This window comes from Oceanicola sp. 502str15 (genome assembly GCF_024105635.1).
Classification (GTDB): Bacteria; Pseudomonadota; Alphaproteobacteria; order Rhodobacterales; family Rhodobacteraceae; genus Vannielia.
On sequence record NZ_WYDQ01000001.1, the window covers coordinates 287116 to 304178 of the forward strand.

Sequence of the window (17063 nt, forward strand, 5' to 3'; positions counted from 1 at the left end):
GCGGCCCACCACCGGGCGCAAGGTGGCGTGGCCCGTGGCCGATGACCGGCCAGCGGCTCAGGCGGCGGTGTCGAGCCAGATGGTGATGGGGCCGTCATTGACGAGGGCCACCTTCATGTCGGCGGCAAAGCGGCCACGCTGGACCGGGATACCAAGCCCGGCGAGCGAGGTTGCAAAGTGCTCGTAGAGGGCGCGGCCCTGCTCGGGGGCGGCGGCGGTGGAGAAGCCGGGGCGGTTGCCGCGGCGGGTGTCGGCGGCGAGGGTGAACTGGCTGACGACGAGCGCGGCGCCGCCCACATCGGTCAGCGCCCGGTTCATCTTGCCCGCCTCGTCCTGAAAGATCCGCAGCTTGGCGACCCGGGCGGCCAGCTTTTCGGCCTCGGCCTCGGTATCGCCCTCCATCGCGCAGACCAGCACCAGCAGGCCCGGCCCGATCTCGGAAATCCGTTCGCCCTCGACGGTGACGGAGGCCTCCAGCACCCGTTGCAGCAGCGCCCTCATGCCAGTTCGGCGGCCCAGGGCGGGTTGGCCCCGGCGCGTTGCACGGTCACGGCGGCGGCGCGGGTGCCGAGGCGGAGCGCGTCGATCACCACCTCCTTGGGCAGACCCTCGGCCAGCGCCTTCTTGGAGAGCGCCCCGGCGCGGTCGAGCCCGGCCAGCACCCCGGCGTTGAAGGTGTCGCCCGCGCCGACGGTATCGACCACCTCGACCCGCTCGGCCAGCACGGTATGCGCCCCGGAGGCGAGGTAGGCGGTGACGCCCTTGGCGCCCTCGGTGACGCAGATCATCTTTGGCCCCTTGGCCAGCAGCTCCTCGGCATGGGCGGCGGGGTCGGCATCGCCGAACATCCAGCGCAGGTCTTCATCGGAGAGCTTGAGAATGTCGGTATGGGCGAGCATGGCCTCGGTGCGGGCGCGATACTCGGCCTCGTCGGGGATGAAATCAGGGCGCACGTTCACGTCCATCATGATGAGCTTGCTCTTGGAGTGGCGCTTCATGAGGGAAAAATACGTGTCGCAGCAGGGCTTTACCGCAAGGGAGATACCGCCGAAGAACAGCGCCTTGGCGGCGCGGGGCAGGGCGGGCAGGTCGCGCACGCGGATCATGCGCCCGGCGCTGCCCTCGTCGAAGAAGGCATATTCCGCCTGCCCGTCGGTGAGGCGGACAAAGGCGAGGGTGGTGGGGCGATCGGAGCGGATCAGCAGATCGGGGGAGACCTTGGAGGCGGCGAGGCCCTCCACAAGTTGCGCGCCGAACATGTCGGTGGAGACGCCGGAGACCAGCCCGGAGGCCGAGCCGAGCCGCCCCAGCGCGATGGCGGTGTTGTAGACCGAGCCGCCGCAGACCGGCAGGAACATCGACTCGCCGGCGCTGCCGCTGCGGGGGAGCATGTCGATCAGGGCTTCGCCTGCGCAGATGATCATCGGGCGTCTCCGGGGTGTGTTACCGCTAACAATGTCTTGTTTGCATCGGCTCTAGCCGAAAGCGGGGGCAGGGCGCAAGGGCGGTGGTGCAGATGGCGCGGATGGCGGGACAAGTCCCGCCCTAGGAAAGCTCCAGCGCCAGCTCGCGGCGCAGCACATCGCGGGTGGCGGCCTCGAAATCGGCGGGCCATGGCAGTTCGAGCCGCGCATGCAGGGCCTTGGCGCGGGGCAGAAAAGCCTCGGCGATGGCGGTGTAGCCCTTGAACAGGGCGGCGCGCTCGGGGCCGGGGTAGGGCAGGTTTAGCAGCAGGGTCATGTCGGCCTCGGGGAGCAGGCGCGAGAGGTGGAGGATTCCGCCCTTCTCGGGCTCCGCGACCTCTTCGAGCATCAGATCCACCAGCATGTCGCGCAACAGGCCGAGGCCCTTGACCAGCAGCACCCATTCGCCGCGACCGGCCCCCACATGCAGCAGGCCGAGCACGCGGAGAAACTCGAGCGTCAGCGCTGTGACCTTCTGCGGCGAGGGCGCGACGGGGCCGCGCGGCGGGGCGAGCAGGCTGTGCAGGCCCTCGGGGTCGTGCAGCGGGATGAGGGTGTTTTTGGGGCGGGCCTTGAGCGCGTCCTGTGCCACGAAGGACAGGTCGATCCGGCGCCAGTTGGAGGTGATGGCATTGATGAGCCGGCCGCCGAAATGCGCCTGCCAGTAGGCCAGCCCGGCCGTGGCCTTCAGCCAGGTTTCGAGCGCCGCCGCCACCGCCGCCTCGCCGCCCGGGTGGGCTACGGCGAGCAGGTCGATGTCGGAGAAATCGTCGGCCGAACCGCGCCCGTGGCTGCCGGCGAGAAACAGCGCATCGAGCTCTTCGGTTGACGAGAGCACTTCGGTTGCGCCACGGACGAGGGCGGCGTCGGGGTGGGAAAGCCATGTCATGACAGGGATTTAGGCCGCGCGCGCCGGGTTGTCATCCGGCATCGGCGCAAAATCGCCTTGGCCGCAGACTGGCGCCGCGCGCCCCCCGGTTTTACTGGCTCATCGCCACGGCGTAGCCGATGCCCCCGGCCACGATCAGGCCCAGCAGAACGGCGAAGGCGATCTTCCAGGCCGACCAGGGCCGCTCGCCCTGCACCTTGCCCGACTGGCCGTTGACCACGAAACGGTAGCTCTTGCCCTTGTACTTGTAGGCCGCCAGCCAGACCGGCAGGAGCACGTGCTTGAAGGTGATGTCGCGCATCTCGGTGGAGAGGGTGGTGATCTGCTGCTGGTCGCCACCGATGTCGAAGCGCACATCGCGGCGGATGGTGGCCTCCATGATCGCCTTTGCCTCCTCGAAGCCCTCGGGCAGCTCCACCTGATAGCCCTCGGCGCGGAAACCGGCGAGGAAATGGGGCGCGTAGGGTTCCAGCTCGGTGAGGTTCCAGGGCTGGAGGCCGTCGGTATACTTCTTGGGCAGGGATTTGGAGGCGAGCACCAGCACATCGTCGAACCAGCGGGCGACCCGGCCCTTCACCGGGGTCCATGCGATTTTGCGGACCCGCTGCTGGGTGCGCTTGCCGTCGCGCATCACGGTTTTGGTTTCGTAGTAATAGACCCCGCGCATGCCGGTATAGCGCGACTTGGTGTCGGCGTCGTAGGTCCAGAAGGGCACGTAGATGCCCTGCATCCGGCGGCCCTTGCGGGCGTATTGCTGAAGTCCGCCGGGCGCGAACCAGAGCTTGCCGAGCCATGCGTTCATCGCGTCGCGGGCCTGTTCCTCCTTGAGCGCGAAGGGCAAAAGGCCGCGGGGCTTGATGTGGCGGTGGGTGCCGGTGTCGGTGACGATGGGGGTGGCGCAGAAGGGGCATTCGGCGGCGTGGGAGTCGGGGTCGAACTCGACCTGAGCGCCACAGCTATCGCACTGAATGACGCGGGTTTCCTCCATCTCCGCTTCGGGGAGCTGTGCGGCGAGCGCGGCCTTGTAGTCCAGCTCCTCGATGGCGGGCGGGGCCTTCGTGTCGCGCGCCTCTTCCTCGCGGTGGCCGCAATGGTCGCATTGCAGCGCGCCCGAGGCGGGATCGAAGCGCATGTCGGCGCCGCAGGCGGGGCAGGGGAAGCGGTGTTCTTCGTTGGCGGTCACGGAGGTGTCGGTCATGGAAATCGCGCTTGGGATGGAATGGGTTGGCCGCAGGTTAGGCCAAGGTGCGGGGCGGGGCTAGGGGGCTATCCGCGCCGCAGGCCCATGCGGGCGAGAAGGCCGTCGCGGAGGATGAACTGGTGGTAGAGCGCGGCGGCGGTATGGGCGGCGGCGGTGAGCAGGAGCAGGGTTTTCAGCAGCTCGTGCACATCGGCGGCCTCTTCCCAACGCAGGTAGAAGGCAAAGCCCCCCGACCACGGCGTGGCGATGGCCAGCGCATAGAGCGCCCAGTGGGTCGCCTCGGCCACCCGCTTCTGCCAGGCCGGGTCGGCCTCGGGCGGGGGCGGGGCGCCGTGAAAGAGGCGCAGCACGAGGCGGGCGAGCATGAGGAAGAAGACGGTGAGGCCGAGGATGCCGTGCAGCGGCAGGGCGGCGTCGGCGGGCATGTCTTCCCAGTCGTCCATCTGGTCGGAGAGCAGGAAGGCGGCGATGATGAGGATTACCACGAGCCAGTGGAGGATGACCTGGAGGCGAGAGTAGCTGGTGGGGCGGGGCATGGGGGCTCCTTGAAGGACGACGCCGCGCCCCCTGGGTGGGGTGCGCGGCGGATATGCTCACATGAGATCGGGGCCCAAGGCCTCCGGCCGTTACACCCCGGGCGGCGGGGGTGGGGGGAGGATGGTGAAGAGTTGGGCGAGTTCGGGGATGTCGCCGGCTTTCAGCCAGCCGTCCTGCCCGGCGGTCCAGACCGTGCTGTCGCGGGTGAGGCTGCCTTCCTGCACCATGCGGCCCATGCGGGCCTTGGAGAAGGGGCCTTCGGTCGCGCCGCCCGAGGCCACGTGCCAGAGCTTTTCGACCGGCGGAGGCGGCGGCGGGGGCGGGGCGGCGTGGGTTGGCGCGGGGGCGTAGCCGGGCTGGCCGCCGGGCATGGCGGTGCCGTGGGCCGGGGTGCCCCAGGGGCCGGGCTGGGGCTGCTGGCCGTAGCCCTGCGGGTTCATCGCCTGACCCATCTGGTTGGCCATTGCCATGCCCATGCCCATGCCGAGCCCTGCGCCCATGCCATTGCCCCCCGAGGGGTTGGCGGCGGCGGCGCTCATCGCTTCGGCGGCGGCGAACTGGGTGTATTTGCCCAGATCCCCGACCACGCCCATGGAGGTGCGCTTGTCGAGCACCTCCTCGACGGCGGGGGGCAGGGAAATGTTCTCGATATAGAGTTCGGGCATGGTCATGCCGTATTCGGCCAGGGTCTTGGAGACTTCGGCCGAGATCAGCTTGCCCATGTCGGCGGTGTTGGCGGCCATGTCGAGCACCGGGATGCCGGAGCCGGCCATCACGCGGGAGGCTTCCTGCACGATGATGTTGCGGGTCTGGAAGGTGATCTCGTCAGAGGTGAACTCGCCATCGGTGCCGACGATTTCCTGCATGAAGAGGGCCGGATCGGAGACCTTCACCGAATAGGTGCCGAAGGCGCGGATGCGGGTGGGGCCGAACTCGGGGTCGCGCAGCATGACCGGGTTCTTGGTGCCCCACTTGTTGTCATTGAAGCGGGTGGTGTTGACGAAATAGATCTCGCTCTTGAACGGCGACTGGAAGCCATGGTCCCAGTGCTGGAGCTTGGTCATGATCGGCATGTTGTTGGTTTCCAGCATGTACATGCCGGGGGAGAACACATCGGCCAGCTGGCCCTCGTGGATGAACACGGCGGCCTGTCCTTCGCGGACGGTCAGCTTGGCGCCATACTTGATTTCGTGCCCATAACGCTCGAAGCGCCAGACCATCGTGTCGCGGGTGTCGTCTGTCCAATGGATGACGTCGATGAATTCGCCTGAGAGAAAATCGAGAATGCCCATGGCGGCCTCCTGAAAAGTTAATGCGGTGACTATAGCCGAGTGCGCCGGGCTGGCCAGTGCCTATCGCGGCGGGGGCCGGGGGCTAGGGGTTTTGCGGCGCGGCGGGCGGCGCGAGGAAGGTGGCGCCGCTGCCCGCGTCGGGAAGGCCGAGGGCGGTGAGCAGACCGGCGGGCGGGGGATGGGGCAGGAGCACAAGGGCCGAAGGCAGATCGCGGCCCGCGCCGAGGGGCAGGAGCACCAGCGGGCCGGGGGCCTCGCGGGCGAGACTGGCAAGGGGGCTTTGCCCGGGCTCACCGATGAGGCGGTCCGTGGCCCAGTCGGCAAAGCTTTCGAGCGGCTTGTAGCGGGGCGCGATCAGCAGTGCCGGGTCGGAGGATTTGGGGGGGCGCAGGGGGCCCTGGTTCTGGAGGTGGGTGGCGAGGATCTCGCCGGTGTCGAGGATCAGGAGGGCCGGGGCCTCGGGGACGGAGCCGATGGCGCGCGGGATGGCAGGTGCTTCAGGCGGCTGGCCGAGCAGAAAGACCGGCTGGCCGTGCCACAGAAAGCTCCGCAGAAGCACAACGCCGCGGGCGATCGGCACCTGTGTCAGCGGGCGCGGGGCCTCCGGGTTGGCGCTGTAGAGGGTAGCCTCGCCCAGAACGGGGGAGAGCAGCCCGTGCACCCGGCACTCGGTGGCCTGCGCGGCGAGCGCGGGGGGAAGGCGGGTTGCGGCCTCGGCTTCGCAGTCGGTGTCGGCCCATGCGGGAAGGGCGGCGGTGAGGGAGAGGGCGGCGAGGGTGGCGCGGATCAGGGCAGATGCTGCGGCGGCAGGGCAGCGCGTGGGCTGCCCCGCTTGGATCACACGCGCCCGCCCATGGCCTCGGCCACGATCTGCTTGACGATGGGCTTGGCTTCCAGCGCCGTCATGCCGGGGCGGAGGCGGTTGTCGTAGAGGATCCTCAGCATCATCTCGTCCTGCGTGGTCAGCAGGCCGAACTCCTCGTCGTCGTTGAAGATCGACGGGCGGGCCTCGGGGCTGTCGTTGGCGAGGCCGAGGCCCTGTGCCAGCTCCTCGTGGATGCAGGAGAGGCGCAGCAGGTCGGGGTGCTCGGCGCGGATGATCGCCACGGCGCGGGTGTAGACCGAGCTGGTGCCGGTGGTGGTGGCGAACACGAGGCAGAGCGTGTCGCGCGGCAGGTTCTCGATGGTGCGGATGGCGGCACGGTCGATGCCGGGCACGAGGCGCTGAAGCTCGGGGCCGATGGCGGCGCGTTCATCCTCGTTCAGCATCAGCACAGTGAAGTTGCCGTTGCCCGAGGCCATCGACATCGGGTGGCCGGTTGCGCGGGAGAGGCGGCGCACGTAGCTGGCGACGCTGGCGCGGTCCTTGGCGCGTTGGGCCTCGGGCACGGTTTCGCCGAAGCGCAGGCCGAAGCGGATCGGCTGATCCCAGCGGCGCAGGCTCGACTCGGACTGCTGGGCGACGAGGGTGCCGCCGCGCGAGACGTATTCATCGAACAGCGCGATGCGGATGAAGTTCTCGGTCAGTTGCCGGTCGGAAAAGGGGGTATCGGGGCCGCCGCCGTCGCGGCGCAGCAGGCCGCGTGCGAGCAGGTCGGATTGCACGCGGGCATAGTGCCGGGTCGCCGCACGGCTGGACTCGGAGGGCTCCTTGGGGCGCGGCGCGGGCGGCGCCGGGGACTCGGGGGGCGTGGGCTCGGGCTGAGGGCCCGGCAGCTCGTCGCAGCCCGTGAGGGCAAGAGCGGCGATCATCATCGCCGCCCCCGAAAGCATGGTCTTCAGGCGCAAGTTGCGGCCCCTTTCAGCTGTCGGAAACGGCGGTGCCCGCCGCATCGCCGAGTCCGGTCTTGCGGGCCTTTGCGGAGGCCAGCGTTTCTTTGAGCTCGTGTTCCATCTTCTGCAGTTCCTGCTCGGCCTCGGCCCGCTTGCGCTTGCCCTCGTCGGCAATTTGCAGGCTTTCCTCGATGGTGGCCACCAGCTCGGCATTGGCGGTTTTCACTGCCTCAATGTCGAACACGCCGCGCTCCATCTCGGTGCGGATCTTGGCGTTGGTTTCGCGCAGGTTCTTGGCGTTCTGGGTCAGCAGCTCATTGGTGAGGTCATTGGCCGAGCGCACCGCCTCGGCGGCCTCGGCGGAGCGTTGGATGGTCACCGCCTGTGCCAGCTGGGTCTCCCAGAGGGGGACGGTGTTGACCAGGGTCGAGTTGATCTTGGTGACGAGGCTCTTGTCGTTCTCCTGCACCAGCCGGATGGAGGGAAGCGATTGCATGGTGACCTGGCGGGTCAGCTTGAGGTCATGCACCCGGCGCTCGAGGTCGTCGCGGGCGGCGCGCAGGTCGCGCAGCTCCTGGGCCTTCATCACGCCTTCGTTCTCCGGCGCGGCGGCCACCTCGGCCTCCTTGGCGGGGATGGTGGTGGCGTCGAGCTCGGCGATCTTGGCCTCGCCGGCGGCGATGTAGAGCGCCAGCTCGTCGTAGAAGCTGAGGGTCTTCTCATAGAGCACGTCGAGCGACTTGATGTCCTTGAGCAGCTTGTGCTCATGGCCCTGAAGCTCGGTGGTGATGTTGTCGATCTGGTCCTGCACGTCTTCGAAGCGGCTCAGGAAGTTGGCGAAGGGCGCGGCGCGACCCAGCAGCTTTTCCCAGAACGACCGCTTGCGGCGCACGTCCAGCTCGGAGACCGAGAAGCCGCGGATGGTGGTGACCATCTTGCGCAGGCCATCGCCCGCCGGGCCGACATCCTTGTTCTTCACATCGGAGAGCATGGCCTGGGAGATGGTCTGCAACTCGGCCTGCGCGGCGGAACCGAAGTTGACGATGGAGCCGGTGTCGGACATGTCCAGCTCGCCCATGCGCTTGGTGATCTCGGCAGAGAGCGCCGGGTCGGCCTCGGCGAGCGGCACCACGGCATTGGCCTCGACCGGCTCGGGCAGAACCACGGCGTTGACTTCCTCGACCTGCGCCAGCGTCTCTTTCGCCTTGGCGTGAACTTCCTGTTCCATTGTCCCTGATCTCCTTGTTACGCGGCGCTTAACGCACCCCTTCACGCTGCAACGTGTCGCGCAGCACTTCAATTTCGATGTCGAGGTCTGTCTTGTCGTCCAGCAGCAGCTTTTCGGTGCGCTGGGCGTAGTTGGTTTCCATCTCGTCGAGCAGGGCGAGGTAATCGGCCTTGGCCTGGGCATCGCCGGAGCGGCTGTAGATGTCGGCGAACTTCACCGTCGCGTCGCGGGCGCCCATCAGGTAGACGCCCAGAAACTTGCGGGCGGCGGTCAGGTCGCGCGGGTCTTCCTCGACGGTGCGGAACATGGTGCGGGCGGTTTCGGAGAACCGGGCCACGCGGTCGGCCACGCCCCGGTCGCCGGCGCGTTTGACCGCATCTGCCATGGCGGCCAGATGGGCCTCGCCCTCGTCCACGGCGCGGGCAACGCGGTCTTGCGCGCGAAGGTCGATGCCCTCCATCCCCTTGTCCGACATCGGATCGAGCCCGAAGGCGGCGGCATGCAGCCCGGTGCCGAGCACGCCGAAGATCACCGCCTCGAGCACCCCGTGTCCGGCGAGCCCGACCAGTGCGAGCCCGGCCCCGGTGAGCAGCGAGCCGAAGATCTTGCGCGGCACCGCAGGGCGGCGGGCGACCTTGCGGCTTTCCCAGGCTTCCTGCGCCTTCAGCCCCTCGCGGGTGAGCCATGCCGCGCCGAGCAGCAGGCCGGTGGCGACGAGGTAAGCCGCAAGGCCGGTCGCGTCGGAGGTGAAGGCGTGCCAGAGGAAGATCAGCGGAACGACGAACATCAGGTTCGAGCGCATCCCGGCGCGGGCCCGGCTGGCCCCGGCAAAGCGCGGCGCCATGGCGGAGACCTTCGGCGCATCGGGCGCGGATTTCACGCCCGCTTCGCCGGCCTTCGAGCCCTGCGGGCTGAACTTTCCGCCGTAGCGCTCGGCCATCAGGCCCCCCCGCCGGTAAAGGCGGCGTAGAGCATCAGCGCCAAGAGCAGCGCAAAGCTCAGTTTCTGCAAGCCGTCTGATGACATATCTCACCCACCCGCGCCGAGCTGGCGCCTGTCTTCGCTTATAAGCGAATGATTTTCTGCGGGCCAGCATGGATCGGCACGCGCCGTGCATCCGCAAGGGACGGCGGCTAGCGGCGGCGGCGCTGGGGCTTTTTCTTGGGGGCGGGGGCGGGTTGGAACTCGGGGTCCAGCCCGAGCTGGTCGCGCAGCACGCGGGCCTTGATCTCCTCGACCGCGCCGGCCTTCAGGTCGCCCAGCCGGAAGGGGCCGTAGGACACCCGCAGCAGGCGGTTCACGGTGAGGTTCACAGCCTCCATCGCCCGGCGAATCTCGCGATTCTTGCCTTCGCGCAGGCTGACGGTAACCCAGGCGTTGGACCCCTGCTGGCGATCCAGGGTGATGGTCATCGGCTGGTATTTCACGCCCTCGACGGTGAGCCCGCGCCGCAGCGGCTCGAAATCGGCATCCTCCGGTGTGCCGTGCAGACGCACGCGATACTTGCGCACCCAGCCGGTGGAGGGCAGCTCCAGCCGCCGCTTGATATCGCCATCGTTGGTCAGCAGCAGCAGGCCCTCGGAGTTGAGGTCGAGCCGGCCCACGCTGACTACGCGGGGCATGTCCTCGGGCAGGTTGGCGAAGACCGTCTCGCGGCCCTTCTCGTCACGCTCGGTGGTCACGAGGCCGGCGGGCTTGTGATAGAGCCAGAGCCGGGGCGGCTCGGGGGCGGCGAGGGGCTTGCCGTCGACGGTGATGGTATCGGCCTCGGTCACGTTCAGCGCGGGGCTGTCGATGATCTTGCCGTTCACGGTCACGCGGCCGGCTTCGACGATCTTTTCGGCCTCCCGGCGCGAGGCGAGGCCGGCGCGGGCCAGCACCTTGGCGATGCGGTCGCCCGCGGGGGTCTTGCTTGGAGGTTTGTCTGCCATGGCCCCGCTCTATCCCTGCGCGAAAGGCTTGCCAAGGGCGCAGGGGCGGGGCAGGGGAAGGGGATGAGCTTTACGAGCCATATGGAAACGGCGCTGGAGGAGGCGCGCGCGGCGGCATCGCGCGGCGAGGTGCCGGTGGGGGCGGTGCTGGTCTCGCCCGAGGGCGCGGTGGTGGCTCGCGCGGGAAACCGCACCCGCGAGATGGCAGACCCTTCGGCCCACGCCGAGATGCTGGTGATCCGGCACGCCTGCGCCGCCAACGGCTCAGAGCGGCTGCCGGGCCATGTGCTCTACGTCACGCTGGAGCCCTGCGCCATGTGCGCCGCCGTCATCGCCGCTGCCCGGATCGCACGCGTGGTCTATGGCGCAGCCGACCCGAAGTCGGGCGGGGTCGATCACGGGGCAAGGGTCTTCAGTCACCCGCAGGCCCATCATGCGCCCGAGGTCATCGGCGGCATTGCCGAAGACGAGGCCGCCGCGCTGCTCAAGGCGTTCTTCGCGCGCCGCCGCGGCTGATCCCCCCTGTTCATTTTCTTGCTGAAAATACGTCCGAGGGGGCCAGCCGGGAGACTCGGCCCGGGCGTTCAGAGCTCGATGGCCACCAGGACCTCCGGCTCCAACACATCCACCCCTTTCAGGCCCTTCTTTAGAGCCTCGGCATCCTGAGCCAGCGCCGGGAAGGTCTTGTAATGCGAGGCGATCACGGTTTCGAAGTCGAAGTAGCGCTTCGCGGCCCAGGCGGCCTGCTCCATGTCCATGGTGTAGAAGCCGCCGCAGCAGAGAATGCCGATATCGGGCTCGAAATAGGCGCCGATCCACTCCATGTCGGCCATGATCCCGGTGTCGCCCGAGAAATAAACGCATTTTCCGTCGCCCTTGAGCACGTAGCCCACCTCGGACCCGGCCGGATTGCCGTTGTATGCGCTGGAGTGAGAGGCGGGGACCATCGTGACCTTCACGCCGCCGAGGTCGACCGTGCCGCCCTTGTTGAAGCCCGTCGCCTTCACACCCTCGAGCAGCCCGGCGAGCTCGACCATGGTGAATATCTCGATGTCCTTCTCGGCTGCGATCTCGGGCACGCCGCCTGCGTGGTCGCCGTGGCCGTGGGTCAGCAGGATGTGGGTTGCGCCCTCGAGCGCCTCTGCCTTGCGCTCCGCCGGGAAGGTCGGGTTTCCGTCAAGCCAGGGGTCGATCAGGATGACCGCCTCCTCCGCTTCGAGCCGCCAGCCAGCGTGTCCGAGCCAGGTGAGTTTCATGTGGAGCCTCCGATTGCCTGTTGCGCGGCGAAGGTAGGGCGGCCCCCTCGGCAGGTCCAGAGCGCGAAGAGAGGAAGGCCACCGCTTGCAGCCTCACGGCGCGGGCGATAAACGGGCGGGCGACAGACGATAGGAGTCTCGCCCCATGTCGATCGACACCGAAACCGCCCGCCGCGTGGCGCATCTGGCCCGCATCGCGGTGCCCGAAGAAGACCTGCCCGCGCTGGCCGGAGAGTTCAATGCCATCCTCGGCTTCATCGAGCAGCTCTCGGAAGTGGATGTGGAGGGCGTGGAGCCGATGGTGTCGGTCACGCCGCAGCGCCTGAAGCGGCGCGAGGATGTGGTGACGGACGGCAACCAGCCGCAGGCCGTGCTGGCCAATGCCCCCGACGCCCGCGAGGGCTTCTTTGCGGTGCCGAAGGTGGTGGAGTGAACATGAGCGATCTGACCAAGCTGACCATTGCCGGGGCGCGCGACGCGCTGAAGGCGGGAGAGACCACCTCTGTCGAGATCACCGAGGCCTGCCTTTCGGCCATCGAGGGGGCGGGGGCGCTGAATGCCTTTGTGCACCACACGCCGGAAGTCGCGCTGGAGCAGGCGAAGGCCGCCGATGCGCGGATCAAGGCGGGCGATGCGCCTGCGATGTGCGGGATTCCGCTGGGCATCAAGGATCTGTTCTGCACCAAGGGTGTGGAGAGCCAGGCCGCCTCGGCGATCCTTGGTGGGTTCAAGCCGGAGTATGAGAGCACCGTCACCAGCCAGCTCTTCGAGGCTGGCGCGGTGATGCTGGGCAAGTTGAACATGGACGAGTTTGCCATGGGGTCGTCTAACGAGACCTCGACCTATGGCAATGCGGTCAATCCGTGGCGGCGGGGCAATGACGAGGCGGCGCTGACGCCGGGTGGTTCTTCGGGTGGCTCTGCCTCCGCCGTGGCCGCGGACCTCTGCCTTGCCGCGACCGGCACCGACACCGGCGGCTCGATCCGCCAGCCTGCCGCCTTCACCGGCATCACCGGCCTCAAGCCCACCTATGGCCGCGTGAGCCGCTGGGGCATCATCGCCTTTGCCTCCTCGCTCGATCAGGCCGGGCCGATGACAAAGGACGTGCGCGACTGCGCGATCATGCTCGGCGCCATGGCCGGGCATGACCCGAAGGACAGCACCTCCGCCGATCTGGCCGTGCCCGATTTCGAGGCCATGCTGACCGGCGACATCAAGGGCAAGGTGATCGGGATTCCGAAGGAATACCGAATGGAGGGAATGCCCGAGGAGATCGGCGCGCTCTGGGACGAGGGCACGGCGATGCTGAAGGCGGCGGGGGCGGAGATTCGCGATATTTCGCTGCCCCACACCAAGTATGCCCTGCCGACCTACTACGTGATTGCGCCCGCCGAGGCCTCTTCCAACCTCGCCCGCTACGACGGCGTGCGCTTTGGCCACCGGGCCAGGCTGGCGCAGGGGGATGGCATCGAGGCGATGTATGAAAAGACCCGCGCCGAGGGCTTTGGCGCCGAGGTGAAACGCCGGGTGATGGTGGGCACCTATGTGCTCTCCGCCGGCTATTACGACGCCTATTACAACCGCGCCCGCAAGGTGCGCGCCCTGATCAAGCGGGACTTTGACGAGGTCTTTGCCGCCGGGGTCGACGCGATCCTGACGCCTGCCACCCCGTCCTCGGCCTTCGGGCTGGGCGAGATGGCCTCGGCGGATCCGGTGCAGATGTATCTCAACGATGTGTTCACCGTGACGGTCAACCTTGCCGGGCTGCCGGGCATTGCGCTGCCCACCGGGCTCGACAAGCAGGGGCTGCCGCTAGGGCTGCAACTCATCGGGCGGCCGTGGGAGGAGGGCGACCTTCTGAACACGGCTTACGCACTGGAACGTGCGGCCGGATTTGTGGCCAAACCGGGCAAATGGTGGTAAAACACCGTCCAGAGGCAAAAAAGAGAGCAGAGAGTTTTTCCATGCGAGCATGGCTTCCCCTGTGTGCAGTTTTGGCGCTTGCCGCCTGTGATCCGGCCGTTCCCGACAGTGGTGCGGGCGTCGGATTTGGCGACTATGACAGCTACCAGGCCCAGTTGAGACGCGACACGGCGCTGGCGACATCGCAGCGCCAGACGTCGGTTGCCCCGGCGACGGCGCCGGCTGGCGGGCCGGTGGCTTCGGCTGCGGCCAGCCCCTCGGCAGATGCGCCCGCGGCGACCGGAGCGCCCAGTGCCGCCGAGATCGACGCCGCGCTGGGGCGGACGCCCACGGCTGCCGCATCGGTGATCACCCCTGCGGCCCCGGCGCCTGCACCCGTGCAGACCGCCGCCGCGCCCAGAACGGGTGGCAGCGCGCGGATTTCCGACGAACAATCCTTCGATGCCGTTGCGTCGCGCGAGTCGATCGCCAGCGATGCCCAGCGTATCCAGCAACAGCGCGCCCAGTTCGAGCAGGCGCCGGTAACGGCGCTGCCCTCGCGCCCGCAGGACACCGGGCCGAACCTTGCGGAATACGCCCTGTCGACCACCAACCTGCCGGGCCAGAAGATCTATCGCCGGGGCTTCACCAGCCAGCGCAAGCATGACCGGGCCTGTCGTGACCAGTCGTCCGCCGCGCTTGCCCAGCAGGCGTTTCTGTCGGCGGGTGGGCCGGAGAAGGACAAGCTGGGGATGGACCCGGACGGCGACGGCTTTGCCTGTGGCTGGGATCCGCGCCCGTTCCGCGCCGCCAAGGGCTGAGCGGGGCGGGGGCCCCACTGGTGAAGGTCCGGCAGTATCCGACGCCAAACCAGGGCGAGAGGCGGGAGGGCGCGCGGCCTGATATCGTGCTGCTGCATTACACCGCCATGTCCGACACCGAGACCGTTCTGAAACGGCTGGCCACCCCCGAGGCGGAGGTGTCGGCGCATTATGTCGTCAGCCCGCAGGGCGAGGTCTGGCAGATGGTGGATGAGGAGCTGCGGGCCTGGCATGCCGGGGCCGGGCGCTGGGGGGGCTGCGAAGATGTGAATTCGCGCTCGATCGGGATCGAGATCGTCAATGCCGCGAAGGAGCCCTTTGCCGCGCCGCAGATGCGCAGCGTGGAAGCACTGGTCGAGGCCATCATGGCACGCTGGGGTGTGCCCCCCTGCCGGGTGATCGGCCATTCCGACATTGCCCCGGGCCGCAAGATCGACCCCGGCCCGCGCTTCGACTGGCGACGGCTGGCGGTGCAGGGGCTTGCGGTGTGGAGCGAGGCGCAGGGCGCGGGCGCGGCGGGTTGGGACAGGTTCATGCAGGATGCGCGGGTGTTCGGCTACACGGCGGAGGTGACGCCCGAGGTGCTGCTGCGGGCCTTTCGCGACCGGTTCCGTCCCGGCGTGAGCGGGGAACTCGACGGGGTGGATTGTGCCCGGATCGCGGATCTTGCGGCGCGGTTTCCGGCAGACCCGGACGCGGCGCTGGTGTAAGCGGAAGGCGGGACAAGTCCCGCCCTACGCTTGACCGGACCCGGCTTCTCGCCTATCCGGGCGATCGCGCGGATGGCCGGGTGGCTGCGGGGGGCAACCCTCGAGGAAAGTCCGGACTCCATGAAGCGACGGTGCCGGGTAACGCCCGGGCGGGGCAACCCGACGGAAAGCGCCACAGAGAAGAGACTGCCCTGCTTGCAGGGTGATGGTGAAACGGTGGGGTAAGAGCCCACCGCGGGACGGGCAACCGGACCGGCACGGCAAGCCCCACCGGGAGCAATGCCAAATAGGAGCCTCACATGGGCCGCTTCGGCCTCGGGGCTCGGGTTGGCAGCTAGAGGGCCGGGAGCGATCCCGGCCTTAGATGAATGGCCACCCCGCCCGAAAGGGCGGACAGAATCCGGCTTACAGGCCATCCGCGCGATTATTTTTGCCGATCCCCGCCGGGGGAGGTTGACTCGGCCCCCCGCCCGGGTAAAAGGCGGGCTCCAAGATACACCTGCGGAGTGCCCCCGTGCGCGCTCCCCCCGCAAGAGGACGAAAAAGATGGCCAAACCGACCACCATCAAGATCCGGCTGAACTCCACTGCCGACACCGGCCACTTTTACGTGACCAAAAAGAACGCCCGCACCATGACCGAGAAGATGGTCGTACGCAAATACGACCCGGTCGCGCGCAAGCACGTGGAATACAAGGAAGGCAAGATCAAGTAAGCCCCTCCACTCCACGGAAAAGCTTAGAAACCGCGCGACGCCCCAAGGCTCGCGCGGTTTTTCTTTGACGAACACAGCCAGCAGACCCCGCGAGCCTCCTCCCCGAACCAGGTCACAAGGAGGCCAGACCATGCAGACCCATCACAGCGAAACGCCCGGACCTATTCCGCGCCCCGCCGTGCCGCCCTTTACCATTCGCGCCGCCCGCATGGGCGACGTGCAGGCGGTGGGCAAGCTGCTGGCCACCTCCTACGGAACCCTGCTGGCGCCGGACTACCCGGCAGAGGCCCTCGCCGCCGCCTTGCCCTATATCTCGCGGCCGAGGGCCTCGCTGCTCTCCTGTGGCACCTACTACCTTGCCGACACGGGCGAGGGGCTGCTTGCGGCCGGCGGCTGGACCTTTCATGCCCCCGGTGGAGGCGCGACCGGGCCGCGGCAGGTGGGGCACATCCGCCACGTGGCCACGCTTCCGGAGGCCGCGCGTCGCGGGGTGGGCCGCGCGATCATGGAGCATACGCTCTTTGATGCCCATGAGGCCGGGGTGCGGCGGATGATGTGTTACTCCACGCTGACTGCGCGCCGCTTTTATGCCGAGCTGGGGTTTGTCGAGCAGGGCGAGATCCTTGTGACGCTGACGCCGGGGCTGGAGTTTGCGGCGATCCAGATGTGTTGCGAAATGTGATCTGCGCCGCACTTGCGAAGAATCGTGCTGCGTCGCAGAATTGCAGGGATGGAACGGGTTATGATCGTAGGAGGGCCCGGTTCGGGCAAATCCACCCTGGCGCGGGCGCTGGGGGTGGCTACGGGTCTGCCTGTCTTCCACATGGATCACATCCATTACGGCCCGGGCTGGAAGCAGCGCGAGCCGGAAGTGAAGAGCTGGATGAGCGAGGAGGTCCATCGCAAGCCGCGCTGGATCTTCGAGGGCAACCATTCGCGGACCTATGCCCAGCGGATGGCGCGGGCCGACATGCTGGTGTGGCTCGACCTGCCCATCGGCCTGCGGCTGTTTCGGGTGATGCGGCGGCAGGTGCAATACCTTGGCAAGTCGCGTCCCGATCTGCCGGAGGGCTGCGTGGAGCGGCTGGATCGCGGGGCGCTCGACTTCTGGCTTTGGATCTGGCGCACGCGGAACACCTCCCGTGCGCGGATTGCGGAGATGGTGGCGCATCCGCCCGCGCATCTTGCGGTGGTGCATCTGCGCTCGCGGCGCGAGGTGCGTGGCTGGTTGGAGCGTATCAGGGCAGGGGAGGCGCCTGTTCGGCAGGCGCTGGAGGAGGGGCCGCAGGGCGCGGATGGCTCCACCTCGCAGCCGGGGCCGGCGTGACGCTACCGGCCCTTCTTCG

The 17063-nt window shown here is 68.2% G+C and carries 20 protein-coding genes and 1 other RNA gene; 9 read left to right on the forward strand and 12 right to left on the reverse strand.

What is annotated here, in order from left to right:
- Positions 1-57 precede the first annotated feature (57 nt).
- From dtd to GTH22_RS01445, 11 genes are all read right to left on the reverse strand, one after another.
- Positions 58-501 (reverse strand): D-aminoacyl-tRNA deacylase, encoded by a 444-nt coding sequence (gene dtd / locus GTH22_RS01395; protein WP_252942760.1) that lies wholly within the window; start codon positions 499-501, stop codon positions 58-60.
- On the reverse strand, positions 498-1424 hold the full coding sequence (locus tag GTH22_RS01400; RefSeq protein WP_252942761.1) for a carbohydrate kinase: 927 nt from the start codon (positions 1422-1424) through the stop codon (positions 498-500). Before GTH22_RS01400 ends, dtd begins: the two co-directional genes overlap by 4 nt.
- A gap of 121 nt (positions 1425-1545) precedes the next feature.
- Positions 1546-2352, reverse strand: a complete 807-nt coding sequence (locus GTH22_RS01405; protein WP_252942762.1) for a nucleotidyltransferase domain-containing protein — start codon at positions 2350-2352, stop codon at positions 1546-1548.
- Positions 2353-2443: 91 nt separating this feature from the next.
- Positions 2444-3550 carry a TFIIB-type zinc finger domain-containing protein gene (locus GTH22_RS01410; protein WP_252942763.1) on the reverse strand — a complete coding sequence of 369 codons (1107 nt, stop codon included), beginning with the start codon at positions 3548-3550 and terminating at the stop codon, positions 2444-2446.
- Positions 3551-3618: 68 nt separating this feature from the next.
- Positions 3619-4089, reverse strand: a complete 471-nt coding sequence (locus tag GTH22_RS01415) for a cytochrome b (protein ID WP_252942764.1) — start codon at positions 4087-4089, stop codon at positions 3619-3621.
- A 90-nt stretch (positions 4090-4179) separates the two neighbouring features.
- On the reverse strand, positions 4180-5382 hold the full coding sequence (locus GTH22_RS01420) for an SPFH domain-containing protein (protein ID WP_252942765.1): 1203 nt from the start codon (positions 5380-5382) through the stop codon (positions 4180-4182).
- Positions 5383-5464: 82 nt separating this feature from the next.
- The gene (locus GTH22_RS01425; protein WP_252942766.1) at positions 5465-6223 is read right to left on the reverse strand and encodes a hypothetical protein; all 759 of its coding nucleotides are present in this window, start codon (positions 6221-6223) and stop codon (positions 5465-5467) included.
- A complete protein-coding gene (locus GTH22_RS01430) occupies positions 6220-7137 on the reverse strand; it encodes a DUF2927 domain-containing protein (RefSeq protein ID WP_371928380.1) in 918 nt (305 codons plus the stop codon). Before GTH22_RS01430 ends, GTH22_RS01425 begins: the two co-directional genes overlap by 4 nt.
- A gap of 46 nt (positions 7138-7183) precedes the next feature.
- On the reverse strand, positions 7184-8383 hold the full coding sequence (locus GTH22_RS01435; protein WP_252942768.1) for a toxic anion resistance protein: 1200 nt from the start codon (positions 8381-8383) through the stop codon (positions 7184-7186).
- Positions 8384-8411: 28 nt separating this feature from the next.
- Positions 8412-9323: a 5-bromo-4-chloroindolyl phosphate hydrolysis family protein gene (locus GTH22_RS01440; protein ID WP_252942769.1), complete on the reverse strand. Its 912-nt coding sequence runs from the start codon at positions 9321-9323 to the stop codon at positions 8412-8414.
- Positions 9324-9516: 193 nt separating this feature from the next.
- Positions 9517-10314, reverse strand: coding sequence for a pseudouridine synthase (locus GTH22_RS01445; RefSeq protein WP_252942770.1), 798 nt, complete (start codon positions 10312-10314; stop codon positions 9517-9519).
- 63 nt (positions 10315-10377) lie between these two features.
- Here GTH22_RS01445 and GTH22_RS01450 point away from each other — a divergent pair, with 63 nt between their 5' ends.
- Positions 10378-10830, forward strand: coding sequence for a nucleoside deaminase (locus GTH22_RS01450; RefSeq protein ID WP_252942771.1), 453 nt, complete (start codon positions 10378-10380; stop codon positions 10828-10830).
- Positions 10831-10898: 68 nt separating this feature from the next.
- Here the strand turns inward: GTH22_RS01450 and GTH22_RS01455 are convergent, their stop codons facing one another.
- Complete coding sequence (locus tag GTH22_RS01455; protein ID WP_252942772.1) at positions 10899-11570, reverse strand: metal-dependent hydrolase; 672 nt, start codon at positions 11568-11570, stop codon at positions 10899-10901.
- Between the two features lie 145 nt (positions 11571-11715).
- Between GTH22_RS01455 and gatC the strand changes: the two genes are divergently transcribed.
- From gatC to GTH22_RS01495, 8 genes are all read left to right on the forward strand, one after another.
- Entirely contained in the window at positions 11716-12003 is a 288-nt protein-coding gene (gene gatC, locus GTH22_RS01460; RefSeq protein ID WP_252942773.1) for an Asp-tRNA(Asn)/Glu-tRNA(Gln) amidotransferase subunit GatC, read from the forward strand.
- Between the two features lie 2 nt (positions 12004-12005).
- Positions 12006-13493, forward strand: a complete 1488-nt coding sequence (gene gatA / locus GTH22_RS01465) for an Asp-tRNA(Asn)/Glu-tRNA(Gln) amidotransferase subunit GatA (RefSeq protein ID WP_252942774.1) — start codon at positions 12006-12008, stop codon at positions 13491-13493.
- A gap of 71 nt (positions 13494-13564) precedes the next feature.
- Entirely contained in the window at positions 13565-14293 is a 729-nt protein-coding gene (locus tag GTH22_RS01470) for a hypothetical protein (RefSeq protein WP_252942775.1), read from the forward strand.
- Positions 14294-14313: 20 nt separating this feature from the next.
- Positions 14314-15003, forward strand: a complete 690-nt coding sequence (locus GTH22_RS01475; protein ID WP_252942776.1) for an N-acetylmuramoyl-L-alanine amidase — start codon at positions 14314-14316, stop codon at positions 15001-15003.
- Positions 15004-15071: 68 nt separating this feature from the next.
- Positions 15072-15427: RNase P RNA component class A (gene rnpB, locus GTH22_RS01480), an RNA gene on the forward strand.
- Positions 15428-15549: 122 nt separating this feature from the next.
- Positions 15550-15717, forward strand: a complete 168-nt coding sequence (rpmG, locus tag GTH22_RS01485; protein ID WP_012179442.1) for a 50S ribosomal protein L33 — start codon at positions 15550-15552, stop codon at positions 15715-15717.
- A 130-nt stretch (positions 15718-15847) separates the two neighbouring features.
- Positions 15848-16399: a GNAT family N-acetyltransferase gene (locus GTH22_RS01490; RefSeq protein WP_252942777.1), complete on the forward strand. Its 552-nt coding sequence runs from the start codon at positions 15848-15850 to the stop codon at positions 16397-16399.
- Positions 16400-16447: 48 nt separating this feature from the next.
- The gene (locus GTH22_RS01495; RefSeq protein WP_252942778.1) at positions 16448-17044 is read left to right on the forward strand and encodes an AAA family ATPase; all 597 of its coding nucleotides are present in this window, start codon (positions 16448-16450) and stop codon (positions 17042-17044) included.
- Positions 17045-17063 lie beyond the last annotated feature (19 nt).